The organism is Micromonospora sp. NPDC047762 (assembly GCF_043204655.1).
Lineage (GTDB): Bacteria > Actinomycetota > Actinomycetes > Mycobacteriales > Micromonosporaceae > Micromonospora.
Genome location: NZ_JBIDCQ010000010.1, coordinates 22,926 through 40,200, shown reverse-complemented (window position 1 = coordinate 40,200; position 17,275 = coordinate 22,926). Strand labels below are relative to the sequence as shown.

At 71.7% G+C, this 17,275-nt stretch carries 16 protein-coding genes and 1 riboswitch; of the genes, 3 read left to right on the top strand and 13 right to left on the bottom strand.

Going from position 1 to position 17,275, the window contains the following annotated elements; all coding sequences use genetic code 11:
- Positions 1-45: 45 nt before the first annotated feature.
- The gene (locus ACGF3C_RS27050) at positions 46-2,151 is read right to left on the bottom strand and encodes a M14 family zinc carboxypeptidase (RefSeq protein ID WP_393226406.1); all 2,106 of its coding nucleotides are present in this window, start codon (positions 2,149-2,151) and stop codon (positions 46-48) included.
- Between the two features lie 245 nt (positions 2,152-2,396).
- Positions 2,397-3,176, bottom strand: a complete 780-nt coding sequence (locus ACGF3C_RS27045; protein ID WP_357233724.1) for an endonuclease/exonuclease/phosphatase family protein — start codon at positions 3,174-3,176, stop codon at positions 2,397-2,399.
- Positions 3,177-3,359: 183 nt separating this feature from the next.
- Between ACGF3C_RS27045 and ACGF3C_RS27040 the strand changes: the two genes are divergently transcribed.
- A complete protein-coding gene (locus ACGF3C_RS27040) occupies positions 3,360-4,130 on the top strand; it encodes a TSUP family transporter (RefSeq protein ID WP_357233722.1) in 771 nt (256 codons plus the stop codon).
- On the opposite strand, the gene def is transcribed toward ACGF3C_RS27040, so the two are convergent.
- Positions 4,127-4,636 (bottom strand): peptide deformylase, encoded by a 510-nt coding sequence (gene def / locus ACGF3C_RS27035; RefSeq protein WP_387349180.1) that lies wholly within the window; start codon positions 4,634-4,636, stop codon positions 4,127-4,129. The genes ACGF3C_RS27040 and def overlap by 4 nt on opposite strands.
- 31 nt (positions 4,637-4,667) lie before the next feature.
- Complete coding sequence (locus tag ACGF3C_RS27030; RefSeq protein ID WP_393226402.1) at positions 4,668-5,915, bottom strand: chorismate-binding protein; 1,248 nt, start codon at positions 5,913-5,915, stop codon at positions 4,668-4,670.
- A gap of 123 nt (positions 5,916-6,038) precedes the next feature.
- On the opposite strand from ACGF3C_RS27030, the gene ACGF3C_RS27025 reads away from it, so the two are divergent.
- The gene (locus tag ACGF3C_RS27025) at positions 6,039-6,239 is read left to right on the top strand and encodes a DUF5999 family protein (RefSeq protein WP_007460326.1); all 201 of its coding nucleotides are present in this window, start codon (positions 6,039-6,041) and stop codon (positions 6,237-6,239) included.
- 149 nt (positions 6,240-6,388) lie between these two features.
- Here the strand turns inward: ACGF3C_RS27025 and gcvP are convergent, their stop codons facing one another.
- From gcvP to ACGF3C_RS27010, 3 genes are all read right to left on the bottom strand, one after another.
- Positions 6,389-9,211, bottom strand: coding sequence for an aminomethyl-transferring glycine dehydrogenase (gene gcvP / locus ACGF3C_RS27020; protein ID WP_393226399.1), 2,823 nt, complete (start codon positions 9,209-9,211; stop codon positions 6,389-6,391).
- 73 nt (positions 9,212-9,284) lie between these two features.
- A riboswitch (glycine riboswitch) is annotated at positions 9,285-9,383 on the bottom strand.
- Positions 9,384-9,489: 106 nt separating this feature from the next.
- A complete protein-coding gene (locus ACGF3C_RS27015) occupies positions 9,490-10,332 on the bottom strand; it encodes an NAD-dependent protein deacetylase (RefSeq protein ID WP_393226396.1) in 843 nt (280 codons plus the stop codon).
- A gap of 127 nt (positions 10,333-10,459) precedes the next feature.
- A complete protein-coding gene (locus ACGF3C_RS27010) occupies positions 10,460-11,527 on the bottom strand; it encodes a MerR family transcriptional regulator (protein ID WP_357233225.1) in 1,068 nt (355 codons plus the stop codon).
- A 118-nt stretch (positions 11,528-11,645) separates the two neighbouring features.
- On the opposite strand from ACGF3C_RS27010, the gene ACGF3C_RS27005 reads away from it, so the two are divergent.
- Positions 11,646-12,302, top strand: coding sequence for an SDR family oxidoreductase (locus ACGF3C_RS27005; protein ID WP_393226393.1), 657 nt, complete (start codon positions 11,646-11,648; stop codon positions 12,300-12,302).
- A 49-nt stretch (positions 12,303-12,351) separates the two neighbouring features.
- Here the strand turns inward: ACGF3C_RS27005 and ACGF3C_RS27000 are convergent, their stop codons facing one another.
- The 6 genes from ACGF3C_RS27000 to ACGF3C_RS26975 all read right to left on the bottom strand — a co-directional run bounded on the left by ACGF3C_RS27000 (position 12,352) and on the right by ACGF3C_RS26975 (position 17,180).
- On the bottom strand, positions 12,352-13,311 hold the full coding sequence (locus ACGF3C_RS27000) for an SAM-dependent methyltransferase (protein ID WP_393226390.1): 960 nt from the start codon (positions 13,309-13,311) through the stop codon (positions 12,352-12,354).
- Positions 13,312-13,425: 114 nt separating this feature from the next.
- A complete protein-coding gene (locus ACGF3C_RS26995; protein ID WP_393226387.1) occupies positions 13,426-14,121 on the bottom strand; it encodes a DivIVA domain-containing protein in 696 nt (231 codons plus the stop codon).
- Positions 14,118-15,299 carry a globin domain-containing protein gene (locus tag ACGF3C_RS26990; RefSeq protein WP_393226384.1) on the bottom strand — a complete coding sequence of 394 codons (1,182 nt, stop codon included), beginning with the start codon at positions 15,297-15,299 and terminating at the stop codon, positions 14,118-14,120. The genes ACGF3C_RS26995 and ACGF3C_RS26990 overlap by 4 nt, the downstream gene beginning before the upstream one ends.
- 2 nt (positions 15,300-15,301) lie before the next feature.
- Positions 15,302-15,700: a group 1 truncated hemoglobin gene (locus ACGF3C_RS26985; protein WP_393226381.1), complete on the bottom strand. Its 399-nt coding sequence runs from the start codon at positions 15,698-15,700 to the stop codon at positions 15,302-15,304.
- A gap of 259 nt (positions 15,701-15,959) precedes the next feature.
- Complete coding sequence (locus ACGF3C_RS26980; protein ID WP_355007555.1) at positions 15,960-16,556, bottom strand: MerR family transcriptional regulator; 597 nt, start codon at positions 16,554-16,556, stop codon at positions 15,960-15,962.
- 159 nt (positions 16,557-16,715) lie between these two features.
- Complete coding sequence (locus ACGF3C_RS26975; RefSeq protein WP_030327706.1) at positions 16,716-17,180, bottom strand: bifunctional nuclease family protein; 465 nt, start codon at positions 17,178-17,180, stop codon at positions 16,716-16,718.
- Positions 17,181-17,275 lie beyond the last annotated feature (95 nt).

Sequence of the window (17,275 nt, the reverse complement as noted above, 5' to 3'; positions counted from 1 at the left end):
GGTGTCGGGTCCGCGCCGCCGGCGTGATGGCTCGCTAGTGGTCGGTCACAGTGCCGCGCACTGGTTGGTGCGGGGGCCGTGGACGGTGTTGGCGATGCCGAGGTTGTGCGGGGTGGGGTTGTTGCCGGTGCAGTTGAGCGGGCCGCGGATGGTGGTGCCGGCCAGCACGGGTGCGTCGGTGGCGGTGGTGTTGCCGGACAGGTCGACGGGGCCGGCGATGGTGGCGTCGATGATGGAGATCGTGTCGGTGGTGGCGATGCGGACCGGGCCGTTGATGGTGCTGTCGGCGAGGAGGATGCCGGCGGCGCCGGTGGCGGTGAGGGGGCCGCTGATGGTGGTTGCCGTCGTGACGAGTGCCGCGCCGGCCCGGACGGTGACCGGGCCGTTGATGGTGGCGTTGTCGGCGCAGGTGAAGCCGGTGACGGTCAGGGGTCCGTTGCGGCGGCCGGTGAGGGTGGGATAGACGCGTTCGCCGTCGGTCAGCTTCTCCACGCCCTTGCCGTCGAGGAGCAGGGGGATGAGGCCGCGTTCGGGTTGGTTGAGGGGGACGTAGTGGTCGTCGCCGATGGTGATGACCTTCCAGCCGTGGGCGGCGATGCGCTGGGCGACGGTGGTGCCGACGCCACCGGGTCCGTCGGTGCGGGCGCCGTTGTACTGCTCGTCGGTGAGTTTGTAGGCGCAGGGCGGGTTGTCGAGGATCAGGTCGGTGGGGGGCGCGTCGAGTGGTGGTGGGCTGTCGCCGGGGTGCGGTGCCGGGTGGGCGGGGATGGGGCGGGAGCCGCGGAAGACGAGCCGGCCGGTGTTGGCGGCTTGGGTTTCGATGGCTTCGCTGCGGGCTGTCAGGATGTCGGCGCGGTCGGCGCGGTGGTAGTCGAGGAACTGGTGGAACGTCCACAGGGCGGAGTAGGTCTTGCGGCGTCTGTTGTTGGCGGTGTTGCCCTCGTCGGGGCGGGTCTGGCCGCCGGAGCTGCGTAGTTCCAGCAGGGAGTTGGTGACGTTCTTGAGCCCGAGGGTGTTGCGCAGGATGGTTTCCTCGCTGAGGCCGACGTTGCCGCCGCCTTCGCAGCCGTAGGGGCAGGCCCACCAGCCGGCTTCGGCGCCCTTGGCGTACATGTGGCCTTCGATCATGTCCTGGGACTGGTCGAAGATGGGTTGGGCGACGTTCTGGTGCCGTGGGGGCAGCATCGGCAGGTCGCCGGCGCGGGAGTTGCCGAACTCGTGGCCGTCGTAGCCGGCGACGGGTCGGTAGTCGCGGACCATTGTGATGTACGCGGTGGTTTCGGGTTGGCGGATCAGGGAGTAGTCGCGGTTGAGGTCCTGGCCGGTGGAGTTGCCGCGGGTGTTGTTGGCGCGGCCGTCTCCGTTGATGGTGGGGACGATCAGGACGGTGGTGTGGCTGAGTAGGTCGGTGATGCGGGGGTCGGTGCTGAAGGCGAGTTGGCGGGCCATGATGAGGCAGGCTTCGCGGTCGCCGGGTTCGTTGCCGTGCACGTTGCAGTTGATGGCCACGGGTGCGGTGGCGGCGACGGCTTGCGGGGTGGCCGCCGGGGTGGGGTGGCCGATGACCATCATGTTGATGGGTCGGTTCTGGACGGTGCGGCCGAGTTCGACGACGCGTACGCGGTCGCTGAGGGCGTCGATGGCGGCGGTGTACGCGTACTCGTCGGTGTCGCTGGTGTACTGCGCGGCGTGGGTGGTTTCCCAGCCGGTGCGCAATTGCTCGCCGGGGGTCGTGGGGTTGCCCCAGGGTGCTGTGGTGGTGGCGGTGACCGGGTCGGAGTAGGGCTGTTCGGTGGTGCCGGTGCGGGCGCGTACGCGCCATTGGAAGGTGTCGCCGGGGTTGTAGCCGGCGTCGGCGAAGGTGGGTGCCTGTTGGTTGATCTGGCGGTTGGGTCGCCAGATGCCGACGATGGTGGGTGCGCCGGTGGGGGTGTTGTCGGCGTCGACGGGGGTGCGTTCGATCTGGTAGTCGGTGGCGCCGTCGACGGGTCGCCAGGCGAGGGTGGTGTATCCGTCGGCCTGGTGCGCGGTGAGGGCGGCGACCTGGTCGGGTGGTGCGGCGGTTTGGGCGTTGGCGGGGGTTGCTGCGGTGGTGAGGGTGAGGGCGATGAGGGTGGACACGGCGATGAGGGTTTGTCGCTGGCGTCTCATGTGGCCTCCGACGAGTTGATCGTGGCGTGTCGACCAGCATGATCGTCGAAGTCCGTCGATGCAATGATCTTGAGGGAATCTTGCGTCTTGGTGGCCCGCTCCCGACTCCGACTCCGGCTGGGCGGGCAGCAGGTGCGCGTACCCCTCGAAGAGCTCGACCTCGGTGATGGTGTCGCCCGTGTGGTGCGCGGCGATGGCGCGGAGCCCACCCGGGACATTCGTGAGGCGCGATGGGGCGATGATGCTCAGCCGAGGTCGACCAGCAGGGGACGGTGGTCGCTGATGGTGGACGACGGCGCGGTGACCGCGCGGACCGGCGGGAGGGCGGCGAGGGCGTGTCGGTCGGCGAGGATGTGGTCGAGTTGGACGCGGGGCTGCCCGGACGGGTAGGTGGGGAGTCGGCCCAGGGGGTGCCAGCCGGAGATGAGGCGGGCCGCGCCGGCGGGCAGGTTGAGGTCGCCGAGCAGGACGCGGGGCCCCGGTAGCGCGCGCAGGGCACGGACGGTCTGACGGAGTTGGCGGGCGTTCCAGCCGGGCACGAAGGACAGGTGGGTCGCGGCGACGGTGAGAGGGCCGTGCGGGGTGTCCAGGACGGCGGCGAGGACCACGCGGGGTTCGTCGTGCAGCAGGATGAGACCGCCGCGGGGGCCGGGCACGTAGACCGGTGAGCGCACCGGCGCCGGCTTGAGTCGGGTGACCTGCCAGCTGCGGACGGGGTGTCGGCTGATCAGGCCGATGCCGTAGCAGGGCTCCCCGTGGCCGTCGTCTTCGTGGCGCAGAGGGCGGAACTGTTCGCCGGGGGTGCCGACGACGGCGGCGGCGAAGCGGTGATGGGGTGCGCCGAGGGCGCGGGCGGCGATGGCGGTGAGGTCGAGGTTGCCGCTGCGGCGTTGGTCGCGGTCGACCTCCTGCAGGGCGAGCACGTCCGCGTCGAGGGCCCCGATGGCGGCGGCGAGTCGGTCGGAGTCGACGAGCCCGTCGGTGAGGGACCGTCCGTGCAGCAGGTTGAAGGTGGCCAGGCGCACTCCTGCACCTTACGTGCCCGTGGCATGGTTGCCGGGTGGTGAAGGTGTTGCTGTGTTCGGTGCTGGTGTTCGTGGCGGTCGGCGCACTGGGGGTGTGGTTGCGGCGTACGCGGGGTCGGTGAGCGGGTGAGGCTGGCCACTCGGTGCCCGTTGCGGCGTGTCGGGTGGGCAGAATTGCCGCCCGTGGACGCCGTGACGCTGAGTACTCTGCTGGCCGCCGCGGCGATGGCCGGGTGGGTCGATGCCGTGGTCGGTGGTGGCGGGTTGTTGCTGCTGCCGGCGTTGTTGGTGGCCGCCCCGGGGTTGCCGGTGGCTACCGCGCTGGGCACGAACAAGCTGGCCGCGATCTTCGGCACGGCCACGGCGGCGGCGACGTACGCGCGCAGGACGACTGTCGACTGGCGGGTGGCGGGCCCGGCGGCGGGGCTCGCGGTGCTCAGCGCGGGGGTGGGCGCGGCGCTGGCCGGGGCGGTGCCGGCGTCGGCGTACCGGCCGGTCGTCCTTGTGGTGCTGGTGGCGGTGGCGGCGTTCGTGCTGTTGCGTCCCCGGATGGGAGTGGTCGCGGTGCCGGCGAAGCGCACGACGGTGCGGGTGGCGGCGGTGATCGCGGTGGCCGGGGTGGGGATCGCCCTGTACGACGGGTTGATCGGCCCGGGCACCGGCACGTTCCTGGTGTTGGCGTTCACCGCCCTCGTGGGCGCGGACTTCGTGCACGGCTCGGCGATGGCGAAGGTCGTCAACGCGGGGACGAACCTGGGCGCGCTGGTGGTGTTCGCGGCGACCGGGCACGTGTGGTGGCTGCTGGGCGCGGGCATGGCGGTGTGCAACATCGCCGGCGCGGTGCTGGGGGCGCGGATGGCGTTGCGCCGCGGCTCCGGGTTTGTGCGGGTGGTGTTGCTGGTGGTGGTGGTGGCGTTGGTCGCGAAGCTGGGCCACGACCAGTGGGTGAGCTAGCCGCGGCGGCTGGGTGAGTCGAAGCGCCCGGCGCGGATTTCGCGCAGGGCGCGGCGGCGGGTGTCGCCGCGCAGGGTGTCGACGTAGAGCCGCCCGCCGAGGTGGTCGGTCTCGTGTTGCAGGGCGCGGGCCAGGAACCCGCTGCCGGTGATGGTCAGTGGCTCGCCGTGCTGGTCGACGCCGTGGGCGGTGGCGTGCAGGGCCCGCACGGTCGGGAAGTACAGCCCGGGGATGGACAGGCAGCCCTCCTCGTCGTCCTGGAGTTCGTCGGACAGTTCGAGGGTGGGGTTGATGAGGTGGCCGCGGTGCCCGTCGGCGTCGTAGACGAACACCTGGGCGCTGACGCCGATCTGCGGTGCGGCGACGCCGGCGCGGCCGGGGGCGCCGAGCAGGGTGTCCATCAGGTCGGTGACGAGGGCGCGTAGCTCGGCGTCGAAGGTGGTGACCGGTTCGCATCCGGTGCGCAGGACAGGGTCGCCGATGATCCGGATGGGCCGCATGGTCATGGGGTTCAGCGTATCGCCGTTGGTGCCGCGGTCAGCGCCCGGCCAGGGTGGCGCGGATCGGGGTGGTCTTCGCGGCGGCCTCGGCGACCTCGGCGTGTGCGTCGCTGTCCCAGGTGATGCCGCCGCCGGCCCAGGTGTGCAGTCGTTGGCCGTCGGCGGCGGCGGTGCGGATGGTCAGGCCCAGGTCGACGTGGCCCGGGGTGACCCAGCCCAGCGCGCCCATGCTGGCGCCGCGTCCGACGGGTTCGAGGGCGCTGATCTGGGTCAGGGCGGCGAGTTTCGGGGCGCCGGTGACGGAGCCGCCGGGGCAGGTGGCGCGCAGCAGGTCGGCGAGGCCGAGGCCGTCGGCGGCGGCGGCGCGCACTGTCGATTCGGCCTGCCACAGGTCGCACCAGCGGCGGACGGCGAACAGTTCGTCGACGGTGACGGTGCCGGTGCGGGCCATGCGGGCGAGGTCGTTGCGTTCCAGGTCGACGATCATGATGTGTTCGGCGCGTTCCTTGGCGCTGGCGAGCAGTTCGGCGCGGCCGATGGCGGTGGCCGGGCGGGTGCCCTTGATCGGTCGGGTGATCACCTGCCCGTCGGTGACCTCGACGAGGGTTTCCGGGGAGGCGCAGCCGATGGCCCAGCCGTCGCCGGTGAGGACGCCGCCGTAGCGGGCGCCGGGCAGCGCGCCGAGGCGCTTCAGGGCGGGCAGGGGGTCGCCGCTGTAGGGGGCGGCGGCGTGGCCGACGAGGTTGCTCTGGTAGACGTCGCCGCGGCCGATGGCGGCGCGGACCGCGTCGACGGCGTCGGCGTGCTGGGCGGGGGTCCAGCTCTCGGCCCAGTCGCCGAGCCACCACGGTGGCGGTGGTCCGGGCCGGGTGAACCGGGTGGGGCCGTGCTGGTAGACCACGACGACGAGGTCGGGTAGGGCCGGTGCGGGCTCGGGCGCCCCGGTGGGTGCGCCGGCCAGCAGCGCCCCGGCGGCGGCGGACAGGTACAGCGCCGCGCCGCAGACCCCGGTGCCGTGCTGGCCGGTGGCGGGTCGGGTCAGGTCGTGCAGGGGTAGGCCGTGCGCGGCGAGGAACTCCTCGGCGAGGGCCGCGGGGTCGCCGCCGTCGCCGCGGGACCAGTGCAGGCGGGCGCGTTCGGTCAGCGCGCCCCGGCACGCGGCCGGCGCGGCGGGTACATCGACGGTCGCAGCCGGGCCGCTGCTCGCGGCGGTCGCAGCCGGGCCGCTGCTCGCGGCGCACACCTTTGGGAGCGTTTCCACGCCGTACGGTCCAACCTTCCTCATCCGTTCAGTGGATTTCCCGTGCACCAGGCGGGCACCTGCTCGATGCTGGACACTTTCGCTTGGTACTGTGCGTCACTGGTCATGTGAACCATGACACAGTGCCCCCACAGTCCGGAGAACCCGATGTGCCAGCACCAACCGACCTGCCCCTCCGCTGAAGCCACCGACCGGGAAGCCGCGCGGGTCCTCGCCTGCTTCCGTGAGCAGGGCTGGAGCCTGCTCTGCAACGGTGTCATCGTCTTCGAGGACACCGGCGAGCTGCTTCCCGACGGCAGCAGCATCGCACCGCACCGTGGCCCCGCCCGCCACGCCCTCGTGGCCTGACCGACCACTCAGCGTCACCGTTTAGCCGCCGTCGACCCAGGCTAGTCCCCCGGTAAGGGACGTCCCCGCCCAGGTCGCAGCGGCTGCCGGGGCAGGCCGTACCGCCCGCCCCGGCGCGCCGTCGTCAGTCTCGACCGGCTGCGGCGTCGTCAGTCCTCGAACGCCTCCGGCGACGGGCACGAGCAGACCAGGTTCCGGTCGCCGTACGCGCCGTCGATGCGCCGCACCGGCGGCCAGTACTTCCCGGCCCGGTCCACCCCGGCCGGGTACGCGCCCACCGACCGCGGGTACGCGTGCGACCACTCGTCACCGCTGACCATCGCCGCGGTGTGCGGCGCGTTTACCAGGGGGTTGTCCCCCGCCGGCCACGCCCCGGAACCCACCTGCTCGATCTCCGCGCGGATCGCGATCATCGCGTCGCAGAACCGGTCCAGCTCGGCCAGGTCCTCGCTCTCGGTCGGCTCCACCATCAGCGTTCCCGCCACCGGGAACGACATCGTGGGCGCGTGGAAGCCGTAGTCGATCAGCCGCTTCGCCACGTCGTCGACGCTCACCCCGGTCGCCTTCGTCAACGGCCGCAGGTCGAGGATGCACTCGTGGGCCACCAGGCCCTTGTTGCCGGCGTACAGCACCGGGAAGTGTCCCCGCAGCCGCGCCGCCACGTAGTTCGCCGCGAGGACCGCCACACCGGTGGCCCGGGTCAGCCCCTCGGCGCCCATCATCCGCAGGTACGCCCACGGGATCGGCAGGATCCCCGCCGACCCGTACTTCGCCGCCGAGATCGCCGGCGTGGCGTCGACGTGCGCGCCCAGCGGGTCACCGGGCAGGAACGGCGCCAGGTGCGCGCGCACCGCCACCGGGCCCACCCCCGGGCCGCCGCCGCCGTGCGGGATGCAGAACGTCTTGTGCAGGTTCAGGTGCGACACGTCCGCGCCGAACTTGCCGGGCTTGGCGAACCCGACCAGGGCGTTGAGGTTCGCCCCGTCGACGTACACCTGCCCGCCCGCGTCGTGGACCTTCGCGCACAGCGACGCGATGCCCGTCTCGTACACACCGTGCGTGGACGGGTACGTCACCATGATCGCGGCGAGCGCGTCGCGGTGCTTGTCGATCTTCGCGTCCAGGTCGACGAGGTCGACGTTGCCGTCGTCGTCGCAGGCCACCACCACGACCCGCATCCCGGCCATCACCGCCGACGCCGCGTTCGTGCCGTGCGCCGACGACGGGATCAGACAGACGTCGCGGTGCGTCTCCCCCCGCGACGCGTGGTACGAGCGGATCGCCAACAGGCCGGCCAGCTCACCCTGCGAACCGGCGTTGGGCTGCACGCTGACCGCGTCGTACCCGGTCACCTCGGCCAGCCATGACTCCAGCTGACCGATCATCTCCCGGTACCCGACGGTCTGCGCGTCCGGGGCGAACGGGTGGATGTTCGCGAACTCCGCCCAGCTGACCGGCTCCATCTCGGTGGTCGCGTTCAGCTTCATCGTGCACGACCCGAGCGGGATCATGCCCCGGTCCAGGGCGTAGTCGAAGTCCGACAACCGCCGCAGGTAGCGCAGCATCGCCGTCTCCGAGTGGTGGCTGCGGAACACCGGGTGGGTGAGGAAGTCGCTACCGCGAATCAGGTCGACGGGCAGCGCCGCGTCCGCGTCGCCGTCGAACGCGGGCACCCCGAACGCCGCCCACACCTGCGCCAGGTGCGCGTCGGTGGTGGTCTCGTCGCAGGACACCCCCACCCGGTCGGCGTCGACCAAACGCAGGTTGACACCACGCTCCGCGGCGGCGGCCACCACCTCGGCGGCCCTCCCGGGCACGGTCGCGGTGACGGTGTCGAAGAACGCGACGTCCGCGACGTCCACCCCACCGGCGCGCAACCCGGCCGCGAGCCGCGCCGCCATCGCATGGGTACGCGTCGCGATGGCGCGCAGCCCGTCCGGGCCGTGATACACGGCGTACATGCCGGCCATCACGGCCAGGAGCACCTGCGCGGTGCAGATGTTGCTGGTCGCCTTCTCCCGGCGGATGTGCTGCTCACGGGTCTGCAACGCCAGCCGGTAGGCCGGGTTGCCGTCCGCGTCGCGCGACACCCCGACGAGGCGCCCGGGCAGCATCCGCTCCAGGCCCGACCGCACCGCCAGGTAACCGGCGTGCGGCCCACCGAAGCCCATGGGTACGCCGAAACGCTGGGTGGTGCCGGCGGCGATGTCCGCGCCGATCTCCCCCGGTGCCCGCAGCAGCGTCAACGCCAGCAGGTCCGCCGCCACGGTCACCAGGGCGCCGACGGCGTGCGCCGCCTCCACGAGGCGGGCATGGTCGCGTACCGCCCCGGACGCCCCCGGATACTGCAGGTGCAGGCCGAAGAACTCCTCCGGCAACTCGTCACGCTCGACGTCAAGGACCCGTACGTCGATGCCGAGCGGCTCGGCCCGGCTGGTGATCACCGCGATGGTCTGCGGCAACGCGTCGGCGTCGACGACGTACACGCCGCTCTTGCTCTTGGAGGCCCGCCGCGCCAGGGTCATCGCCTCCGCCGCCGCGGTGCCCTCGTCGAGCATGGAGGCGTTCGCGGTGGCCAGGCCGGTCAGGTCGGTGACCATGGTCTGGAAGTTCAGCAGCGCCTCCAGCCGGCCCTGGCTGATCTCCGGCTGGTACGGCGTGTACGCCGTGTACCAGGCCGGGTCTTCGAGGACGTTGCGGCGGATCACCGCCGGGGTGTGCGTGCCGTGGTACCCGAGCCCGATCATGGAGACGGCGACGGTGTTACGTGCCGCGAGGGCCCGCAGCTCGGCGATCGTCTCGGCCTCGGTGGCCGCCTCGGGCAGGTCGAGGGTGCCGTGCCAGCGGATCACCTCGGGGATCGCGGCGTCCATCAGCTCGTCGATCGAGTCGTGCCCGACGACCTCCAGCATCCGACGCTCATCGTCGGGGCCGGGACCGATGTGACGGGTGGCGAACTGCTCTACGGTCATCAGGGGCACTCCCGGGGCGAGGTCGACGTGTCGGCCTCCCCCTCTGTCGCACCCACAGGGGCACTCCACAGCGCCTGCCCACGAGGTCCTTTTGCCTGAGAGGTTCCGGGGAGGATTTGCCCCTTCGGCGCCGCCCTGCGTGCTGTCGGGCGGTCTCTCCCACGTGGGTGTTACCGGCGTGGTCAACGCTACCAGCGTCGGTGTTTCCGGCAGATGTCCTACCCCCGGGGGCTGATGTCCCACCTTCGGGGCCGGGGCTCCCACCCGGGCTGGGCCCGTCAGACCCCCAGCGGCGCCCCGGCGCCGACCCGCGCGGCCAGCTGCGGCAGCACCGCCCCCAGCGGCGCGTCGACGCACATGGTGGCGTGACCGTCACCCCGGGTCGGCCCCTGGTTGACGATCGCGACCGGGATGCCCCGTTTCGCGGCCCGAATCACGAACCGGCGCCCCGACATCACCGTCAACGACGACCCGAGCACCAGCAACGCGCGAGCCTGCTCCACGGCCGCGAAACACCGCGCCACCCGCTGCGGCGGCACCGTCTCACCGAAGAACACCACGTCCGGTTTCAGCATCCCGGTGCCGCAGATCCCGCAGTCCACCGGCCGGAACGCCGCCACCTGCTCATCGGGGAGATCAACATCACCGTCCGGGTTGACGGCGGCGACGCGGGCCACGAACTCCGGGTTGGCCTCGCGCAGCCGCCGGTGCAGCTCCTCCCGGGAGGTCAGGTTGCCGCAGTCCAGGCAGGTCACCTCGTCCAGGCGACCGTGCAACTCAATCACCGACGGGCTGCCGGCCGCACCGTGCAGACCGTCGACGTTCTGGGTGATGACCGTGTCGACCAGCCCGGCGTGCTGCAGCCCGGCCACCGCACGGTGCCCGGCGTTGGGCGCCGCGCCCGCGATCAGCCGCCAGCCCAGGTGGCTGCGCGCCCAGTAGCGGCGCCGCGCGAGGGGATCGCGGGTGAACGCCTGGAAGGTCATCGGCGTGTGCCGCCGCGCCACCCCGCTGGGCCCCCGGTAGTCCGGAATTCCCGACTCGGTGGACAGGCCGGCGCCGCTGAGCACCACCACCCCACCACCGGCCACCAGCGAGGTCAACGCGTCGAAGCTCTCCATCACCTCTCCATGCTGCCTCAACCGGGCCGCTGACGCCGAGCCCCGCGCCGGGTGGGCGGCCCCACCCGGCGCGGACGACGGCCATGCGGCCAGGACGGCTGTCAAACTAGGACGTCGGCGACGCCGGCTATGCGGCGACGACGTCGGCGACGACGCAGGCGATGTTGTCCGGCGCCCCCTCGGCCCGCGCCAGATCGATCAGCGCCCGCACCGTGTCCTCGGGATCGTCCGTCGCGGCCAACGCCGACCCCAACACGGCCCGGTCGACGACCGCGGACAACCCGTCGGAGCACAACAGGTACCGGTCACCCGGCACCGCGGTACGCAGCGCCAGATCCGCCTCGACCTGCCGGCCGCCACCGAGGGCACGCACCAGCACCGCGCGCTGCGGATGCGTCGCGGCCTGGTCCCGATCGAGCCGACCCTGATCGACCTGGGTCTGCACCCAGGTGTGATCCTGCGTGAGCAACGACAACTCACCGCCGCGCAGCAGGTAGGCCCGGGTGTCACCGACGTGCACCAGCGCCAGCCGGGAACCGCTGAGCAGCAGCGCGGTCAGCGTCGTGACGGGCTGGTCGGTGTCGGTGGCCAACCCGTGCACGGCACTGTCGGCGGCGCTCACCGCGCCACCCAGCATCGTCAGCAGGTCCGCGCCCGGCACGTCGGTCAGGGCCAACGGCTTCAAGGCGTCGACGGCGGCGGCGCTGGCGGCCGCGCCGCCGGGCCCCCGCATCCCGTCGGCCACGGCGAGCAGCCGCTCGCTCGCGTACGCGGTGTCCTCGTTGCTGTCGCGCACCAGCCCGGTGTCACAACCGGCGGCAGAGCGAACGACAACTGTGGGATCCGGGTCAGACATGGTGGTACCCCCTTCAGACAGGTGGTCCACGAGGAGGGTGGCGAGCCGGGCGCGGGCCGCGGTGTCGGCGCTGACCTGCCGCCAGTACGCGGTTACCGCCTCAGCCGCCGCTGCCGGCTCCAGGTCACACACGACCCGGATCGTCGCCAGCGGCATACCGAGCCGACGCAACTGGGCGACCAGCCGCGCCACCGGCAGCTGAGCCGGGTCGTAGAGCCGGTAACCGGACTCCGGATCGACAGCGGCCGGCACCAGCAGCCCACCCTGGTCGTACAGGCGCAACGCCTTCGGCGTCAGCCTCGCCGCCCGGGCGAACGCCCCGATGGTCATCAGCCCCACGTCGACATCCTCCTCGCGCCGGTCACGGCGACCGGCACCCACCAGGCTCAGGGTTGCCCGAAGGTCAAGGTCAAGCCGATGACGCCGCCCACACCCCCGGCGCCGGTAGGTTGGGCGCATGCGCGTCGTCATCGCCGGAGGCCACGGCAGGATCGCCCTCCTGTTGCAACGCCACCTCGTCGAGCGTGGCGACACCGCCGTCGGCCTCATCCGCAACCCCGAGCAGACCGCGACGCTGCGCGCCGCCGGCGCCACCCCCGTCGTCTGCGACCTGGAACACACACCGCCCGAACAGGTGGTCGAGCACCTGCACGGCGCCGACGCGGTGGTCTTCGCCGCCGGCGCGGGCCCCGGCAGCGGCGCCGCCCGCAAGGACACCGTCGACCGGGCCGCCGCCGCGCTGCTCGCCGACGCCGCCACCCACGCCGGCGTCCACCGCTACCTGCTCGTCTCCTCCATGGGCGTGGACACACCACCCGCCCCCGGCACCGACGACGTGTGGGCGGCGTACCTGCGCGCCAAACGCGCCGCCGAGGACGACCTGCGCCGCCGCGACCTGGCCTGGACGGTGCTGCGACCCGGCCGGCTCACCGACGACCCACCCACCGGGCGGGTCACCCTCACCCCACACGCCGGTAGTGGCGCCATCAGCCGCACCGACGTCGCCCACGTCCTCGCCGCGCTGCTCGACGAACCGGGCACCACCGGCGCGACACTGGAACTCGTCGACGGACCCACCCCGATCGTCGAGGCCGTCCGCGCCGCCGCCAGCTGACCGACCCGTCGCGCCGCAGGGGCTGACACCCGCACACCAGGTGCGGCCCTCAGCCGCCCGGGCGGTGCGCGGCGACCAACACCGGCCCACCGGGGACGGTCGGAAAACGCCGAACGTCACCCAACCCGGCCCCCGCCAGCACCTCCGCCATCCGGTCGGCGTCGAAGGCGTTGCCGCCGTTGCGGACGGCGTTCCACCGGTCGACGGCCGCCCGCAACGGGTCCCCGGCCGGCGGATTGGTGCCGGCCACCAGCCAGCCACCGGGTCGCAGCGCCTGCACCAACCGGGGCAACGCGAGCGCCAACGTCTGCTGGGGAAGAAACGGCGCCGGCACCCACACCAGGTCATACCCATCCGGCTCGGCCACGTCCGCGACGTCCTGCCGGCGCACACTGATCCGGTCCGCGACGTCGCGCGCCTCGGTCAACTCCCCGCGGGCCAGGTCCAACGCCCGCTGCAGCACGTCGATGCCCACCACCGACACCCGGGGCAACGCGCGGGCCAGGGCGACAGCCAACGCCGCCACACCGGTGCCCACGTCCAGCACCCGGGCATCCGCCGAGTCCAAGCGCTCCGCCAGCCCCGCCAACTCGGGCACCACCCGGGTCGCCAACGCCCGGCCGGTCGCCGCCGACGCCCGACCCTGATGCAGCAACACCTCGTCGTCGACCTGCGCCCAGCCCGCGCCACCCCCGCCGGAAGGCTCCTGCGCCGCCGCGGCGACCGCCTGCCGCAGCGAACTCAACCGCGCCTGCACCGCACTGCGCCCGGTCGGCCCGTCGGCAGGCACCAGCGACGGGTGCGCGACCGGCGTCCCGCCGTCCCAGGACAGCAGACCGGCGGCCTCCAGTACCGCGCTGCGGTGCGGCGACGCCGCGAGGACCTCGGCGAGCGGGGCCGACAGGGCGTCACTCATGGTGCCGACAGCGGCCGCCAGCGCCCACGCCGACGCCTCCAACGCGGTCAGCGGGTCCGCCGATCCGCCGGATGGAGACGGTGATACCGACACGACGGCACCTCTCCCCGGGGCGGGCCACCGGTCAACCCCGCCTGACCTTTCCGACTATGCCACCGCCGCCAGCGCGCCGGGTGAGGTCCACGTCAGCGCACCCCACCCGGCGACTCAGCGCTGCTGGTGCCGTGGCAACGCCGACTGACCCGCCACGCCACCCACGAACGGCGCCCCCGGCGTCTCCGCCGCGATCCGATCCATCGTGCGCGCCAACTGCTCACTGCCGTCGTCGAGATGCCGCGCCGCCGCCTGCATGTGCGACACCATCATCTCGCCGAAGATCCGCAACGCCTCCCGGGTCGCCACCGTGTCGTCGAAGCTCGACCCCGCCGCGCTGCGGTACTCCGCCACCGCACGCTCCGCCTCCTGCTTCGCCTCCGCCTCCGCCGCGTGCAGGTAACTCTCGTACTGCACCCGGGCGTACTCGGCGACCCGACGCGCGTAGTCATGCGCCTGCGCGATGATCTGCTCGGCCTCCCGCTGCGCCGCCGACAGCAGATTCACCTCACGCGCCGCCGGGACCTTCGCCGCCGCCCCCGTACTCGGGATCACCCCGTGCCGGTGCAACTCCACCCGGTCGGTCAGCCGCTCGTTCTCCGCCCGCAACGTCGCGATCTGCGTCGCCAACAGGTCCAACTCGTCAGCGACCTGCACCCGGAACCGGTCCACATCAGCGTTGTCGTAACCACGCCGAGCGAACGACGCCGCACCGAACTCCCACCGCCGAACCCGGTCGGCGGTCATCCGCACCTGCACACCGCCGGACACCTGCACCCCGTCATACCGACTGATCGGCGTCGCACTCACCTGTGCCCACCTCCCGAAGTGCCACCCGCAGCCGACTGCTGCACCGCCGTGCGCCACGCCGGGCCGTACCACTGCGCGCCCAGGCCCTCGTGGTGCACCTGACCCGCGTGGTAGCCCGCCTGCACCAACGTCCGCACCGCGTGCGACACCATCTCGTCCGACCCACACACGAACACGTGCCGGGACCGCCAGTCACCGTCGGCCAACGCCCGGTCCACCGCCTGCACGAACTCCCCCGGCCGGTGCACGTCGGCACCGACCACGTACGTCACCGTCAACCACGGATACGACGACGCCAACTTGTCGATCGCATCGCTGTCGTAGAACTCGCTACGGGACCGGGCCCCCACATACAGGTCCACCCGCCGGCGGGAACCCTCCGCGGCCACCTGCTCCACCAACGCCTTCATCGGCGCCCAGCCGGTACCCGACACCAACAGCAACAGGTCACTGGAGCCCGCCGCCCACAACCCCAGCCGGTCCCCCACCGGCGCCGCCAGGTGGACCCGATCCCCCACCGCCGACCCGTACACCAGCCGCGACGACACCGCACCACCCGGCGCGGCCCGCACATGCAACTCCAACGTGCCGTCCGCCCGCGGCGCGTTCGCCGGCGAGTAGTACCGCCACGACCGCACCGACGGGTGCGACACCCCGATCGACTGACCCGGCGTGAACGGCAACAGATACTGCGGACGCACCGTCAACACCGCCACGTCGAACGCCCGCCGCTCATGCGCCATGATATCCGCCACCCACCACGGCGGATTGACCGCCTCAGCGGCCTGCGCGGCCTCCACCATCACCTGGGCGACCAACCCGTACGCCGCCGTCCAGTCCGCAGCCAACTCGTCGGTCCACTGCTCGGCGAGGAAATGCTGCAACGTCGCCACCAGCGCCTCACCGACCGCCGGATAGTGCTCCGCGCGGACCGCGAACTTGCGGTGATCCGCGCCGAGATCCTGCAGGAAACCCACCAGCCGATCCACCTGGTCCACGTTGGACACGATGTGACCCAACGCGGTCACGAGGCGGTCCCGCTGACCAGCCATGTTCGTGGGGAACATCTGCCGCGTCTCGGGATGGGCGAGGAACAACGTCGAGTAGAAGTAGAGCGGCACCTGGTCGCCGTGACCGGCGACCACCGACCAGCTCTGCTTGAGGCGAGCGGCGTCCACGCTCAGACGCCCGACCTGTTCCCGGCAGCCACCACCTGGCCCTGCACCTGCCCCAGCACCGTCTGCACATCGGCGATGACGTCCGCCGGCACTCCGAGCTCGGTCAGCGTCACCGTCAGGTACTCGCCCACCTTCGCGTAGTGGCCCACCGTGATGTTCAACGGCTGGTGCGCCTCGTCCAACCCGCGCCCCGTGTACTCGTTCGGGCCACCCAGCACCACCGTCAACATCAACGCCAGATGCCGCCGCTGACCCGCCATGTCCACGCCAGCGAAATAGCCCGCCAACTCCGGGTCCGCGAGCACCTTGTCGTAGAACAGCTCAACCGCCGCCTTGACCGAACTGGCACCGCCAATGCGGTCGTAGTGCGAGGCGGGAACAGTCTCTTCCGTAACCGTCACGGTCGTTCCTTCCGGGGGGTGAAGGGTCCAGAACCGTGAGGGACCATAGCGTGTCAACCGCCCCCGGTCAGCGCCCCCTTATCGGATTCCCGACAACACGACGACACGGTGCGTCACCACTACCGATGGGTATCTCCACAATGGGCAACTGACACGACACCCACAGTATCCACAGTGGACCGACACGACCGATCAACGCCCGCCACCGTCACCGACGGTCGCGAGAAAACAACCGGAAAAAAACCGAAAGACCGAACCGTCAGCCGGCGCGCCGCCGCGCCCGCCGCGCCGCCAACTCGTCACCCACCGGATCCGGGCCCGCCGCCACCACCGGCTCCACCGGGCCGCTCGTCGCCGGCTCCGCCGGCAGATGCGACAACGACCCCTGGATCTCCTTGAAAGCCCCACCGATCGCGATGCCGAAGACCCCCTGGCCACCCTGCAACAGGTCGACCACCTCCTCCGGAGACCGGCACTCATACACCGTCGTCCCATCAGAGATCAGCGTGATCCCCGCCAGATCCTCCACACCACGCGACCGCAACGCCTCGATCGCCTTACGGATGTTCTGCAGGGACACCCCCGCATCCAACAACCGCTTCACGACCTTCAACACCACCAGATCCCGGAACGAATACAACCGCTGCGTCCCCGAACCCGAGGCATCACGAACGCTCGGCACCACCAGCGTCGTCCGCGCCCAGTAATCCAACTGCCGGTAACTGATGCCCACCGCATGGCAGGCCGTCACACCCCGGTAACCAACCGAACCGTCACCCTCAGCCGCCACACCTGGCGACGAGGCACCCGACTCGTCGAACTCTGCACCCGGATCGGAATCCCGCGGCTCGTGCATCCGGACAACCTCCCCGTCAGTGTGGCGACGCATCGTTTCCGGGACGCGCACCCCTCGACATGGAAACCCTATCGCCACCGTCAGGGGTTACCACGGAGGAACCGACGCGACACGCCGCGCAGCCACCGAGAAAGATCACCAACAGAGCCCAGGCACACCTCAGCCCGCGAAATCCTCCGGACGCACCTGCTCCAGGAACTCGCGGAACTTCTCCACCTCGTCCTCCTGCTCATCAGGGATAACGATCCCCGCCTCGCTGAGGACCTGCTCCGCACAACGAATCGGCGCACCAACCCGCAACGCCAACGCGATCGAATCACTCGGCCGCGCCGACACCCGCACCCCATCACCGATCAACAGATCAGCGTAGAAGACGTTCTCCTTCAGCTCGGTGATCTCCACCGCCTGCAAGGGCGCCTTCAACGCCGCCAACACGTCCCGCAGAAGGTCATGCGTCAACGGCCGGGCCGGCTTGACCCCCTGCTGCTCATAAGCGATTGCCGTCGCCTCGACCGCGCCGATCCAGATCGGCAGATAGCGGTCCCCCTCGACCTCCCTGAGCAGGACGATCGGCTGGTTGCTGGGCAGCTCCACCCGAACTCCGACCACGCTCAGCTCGCGCACCGCCGCCTCCGTGTCGTTGTCACCTACGCCGCACCGCGCCTTTCCCTGCACGGTACACGGACCGCAACACGGCCGTCCCATGCGCTACAGCACCA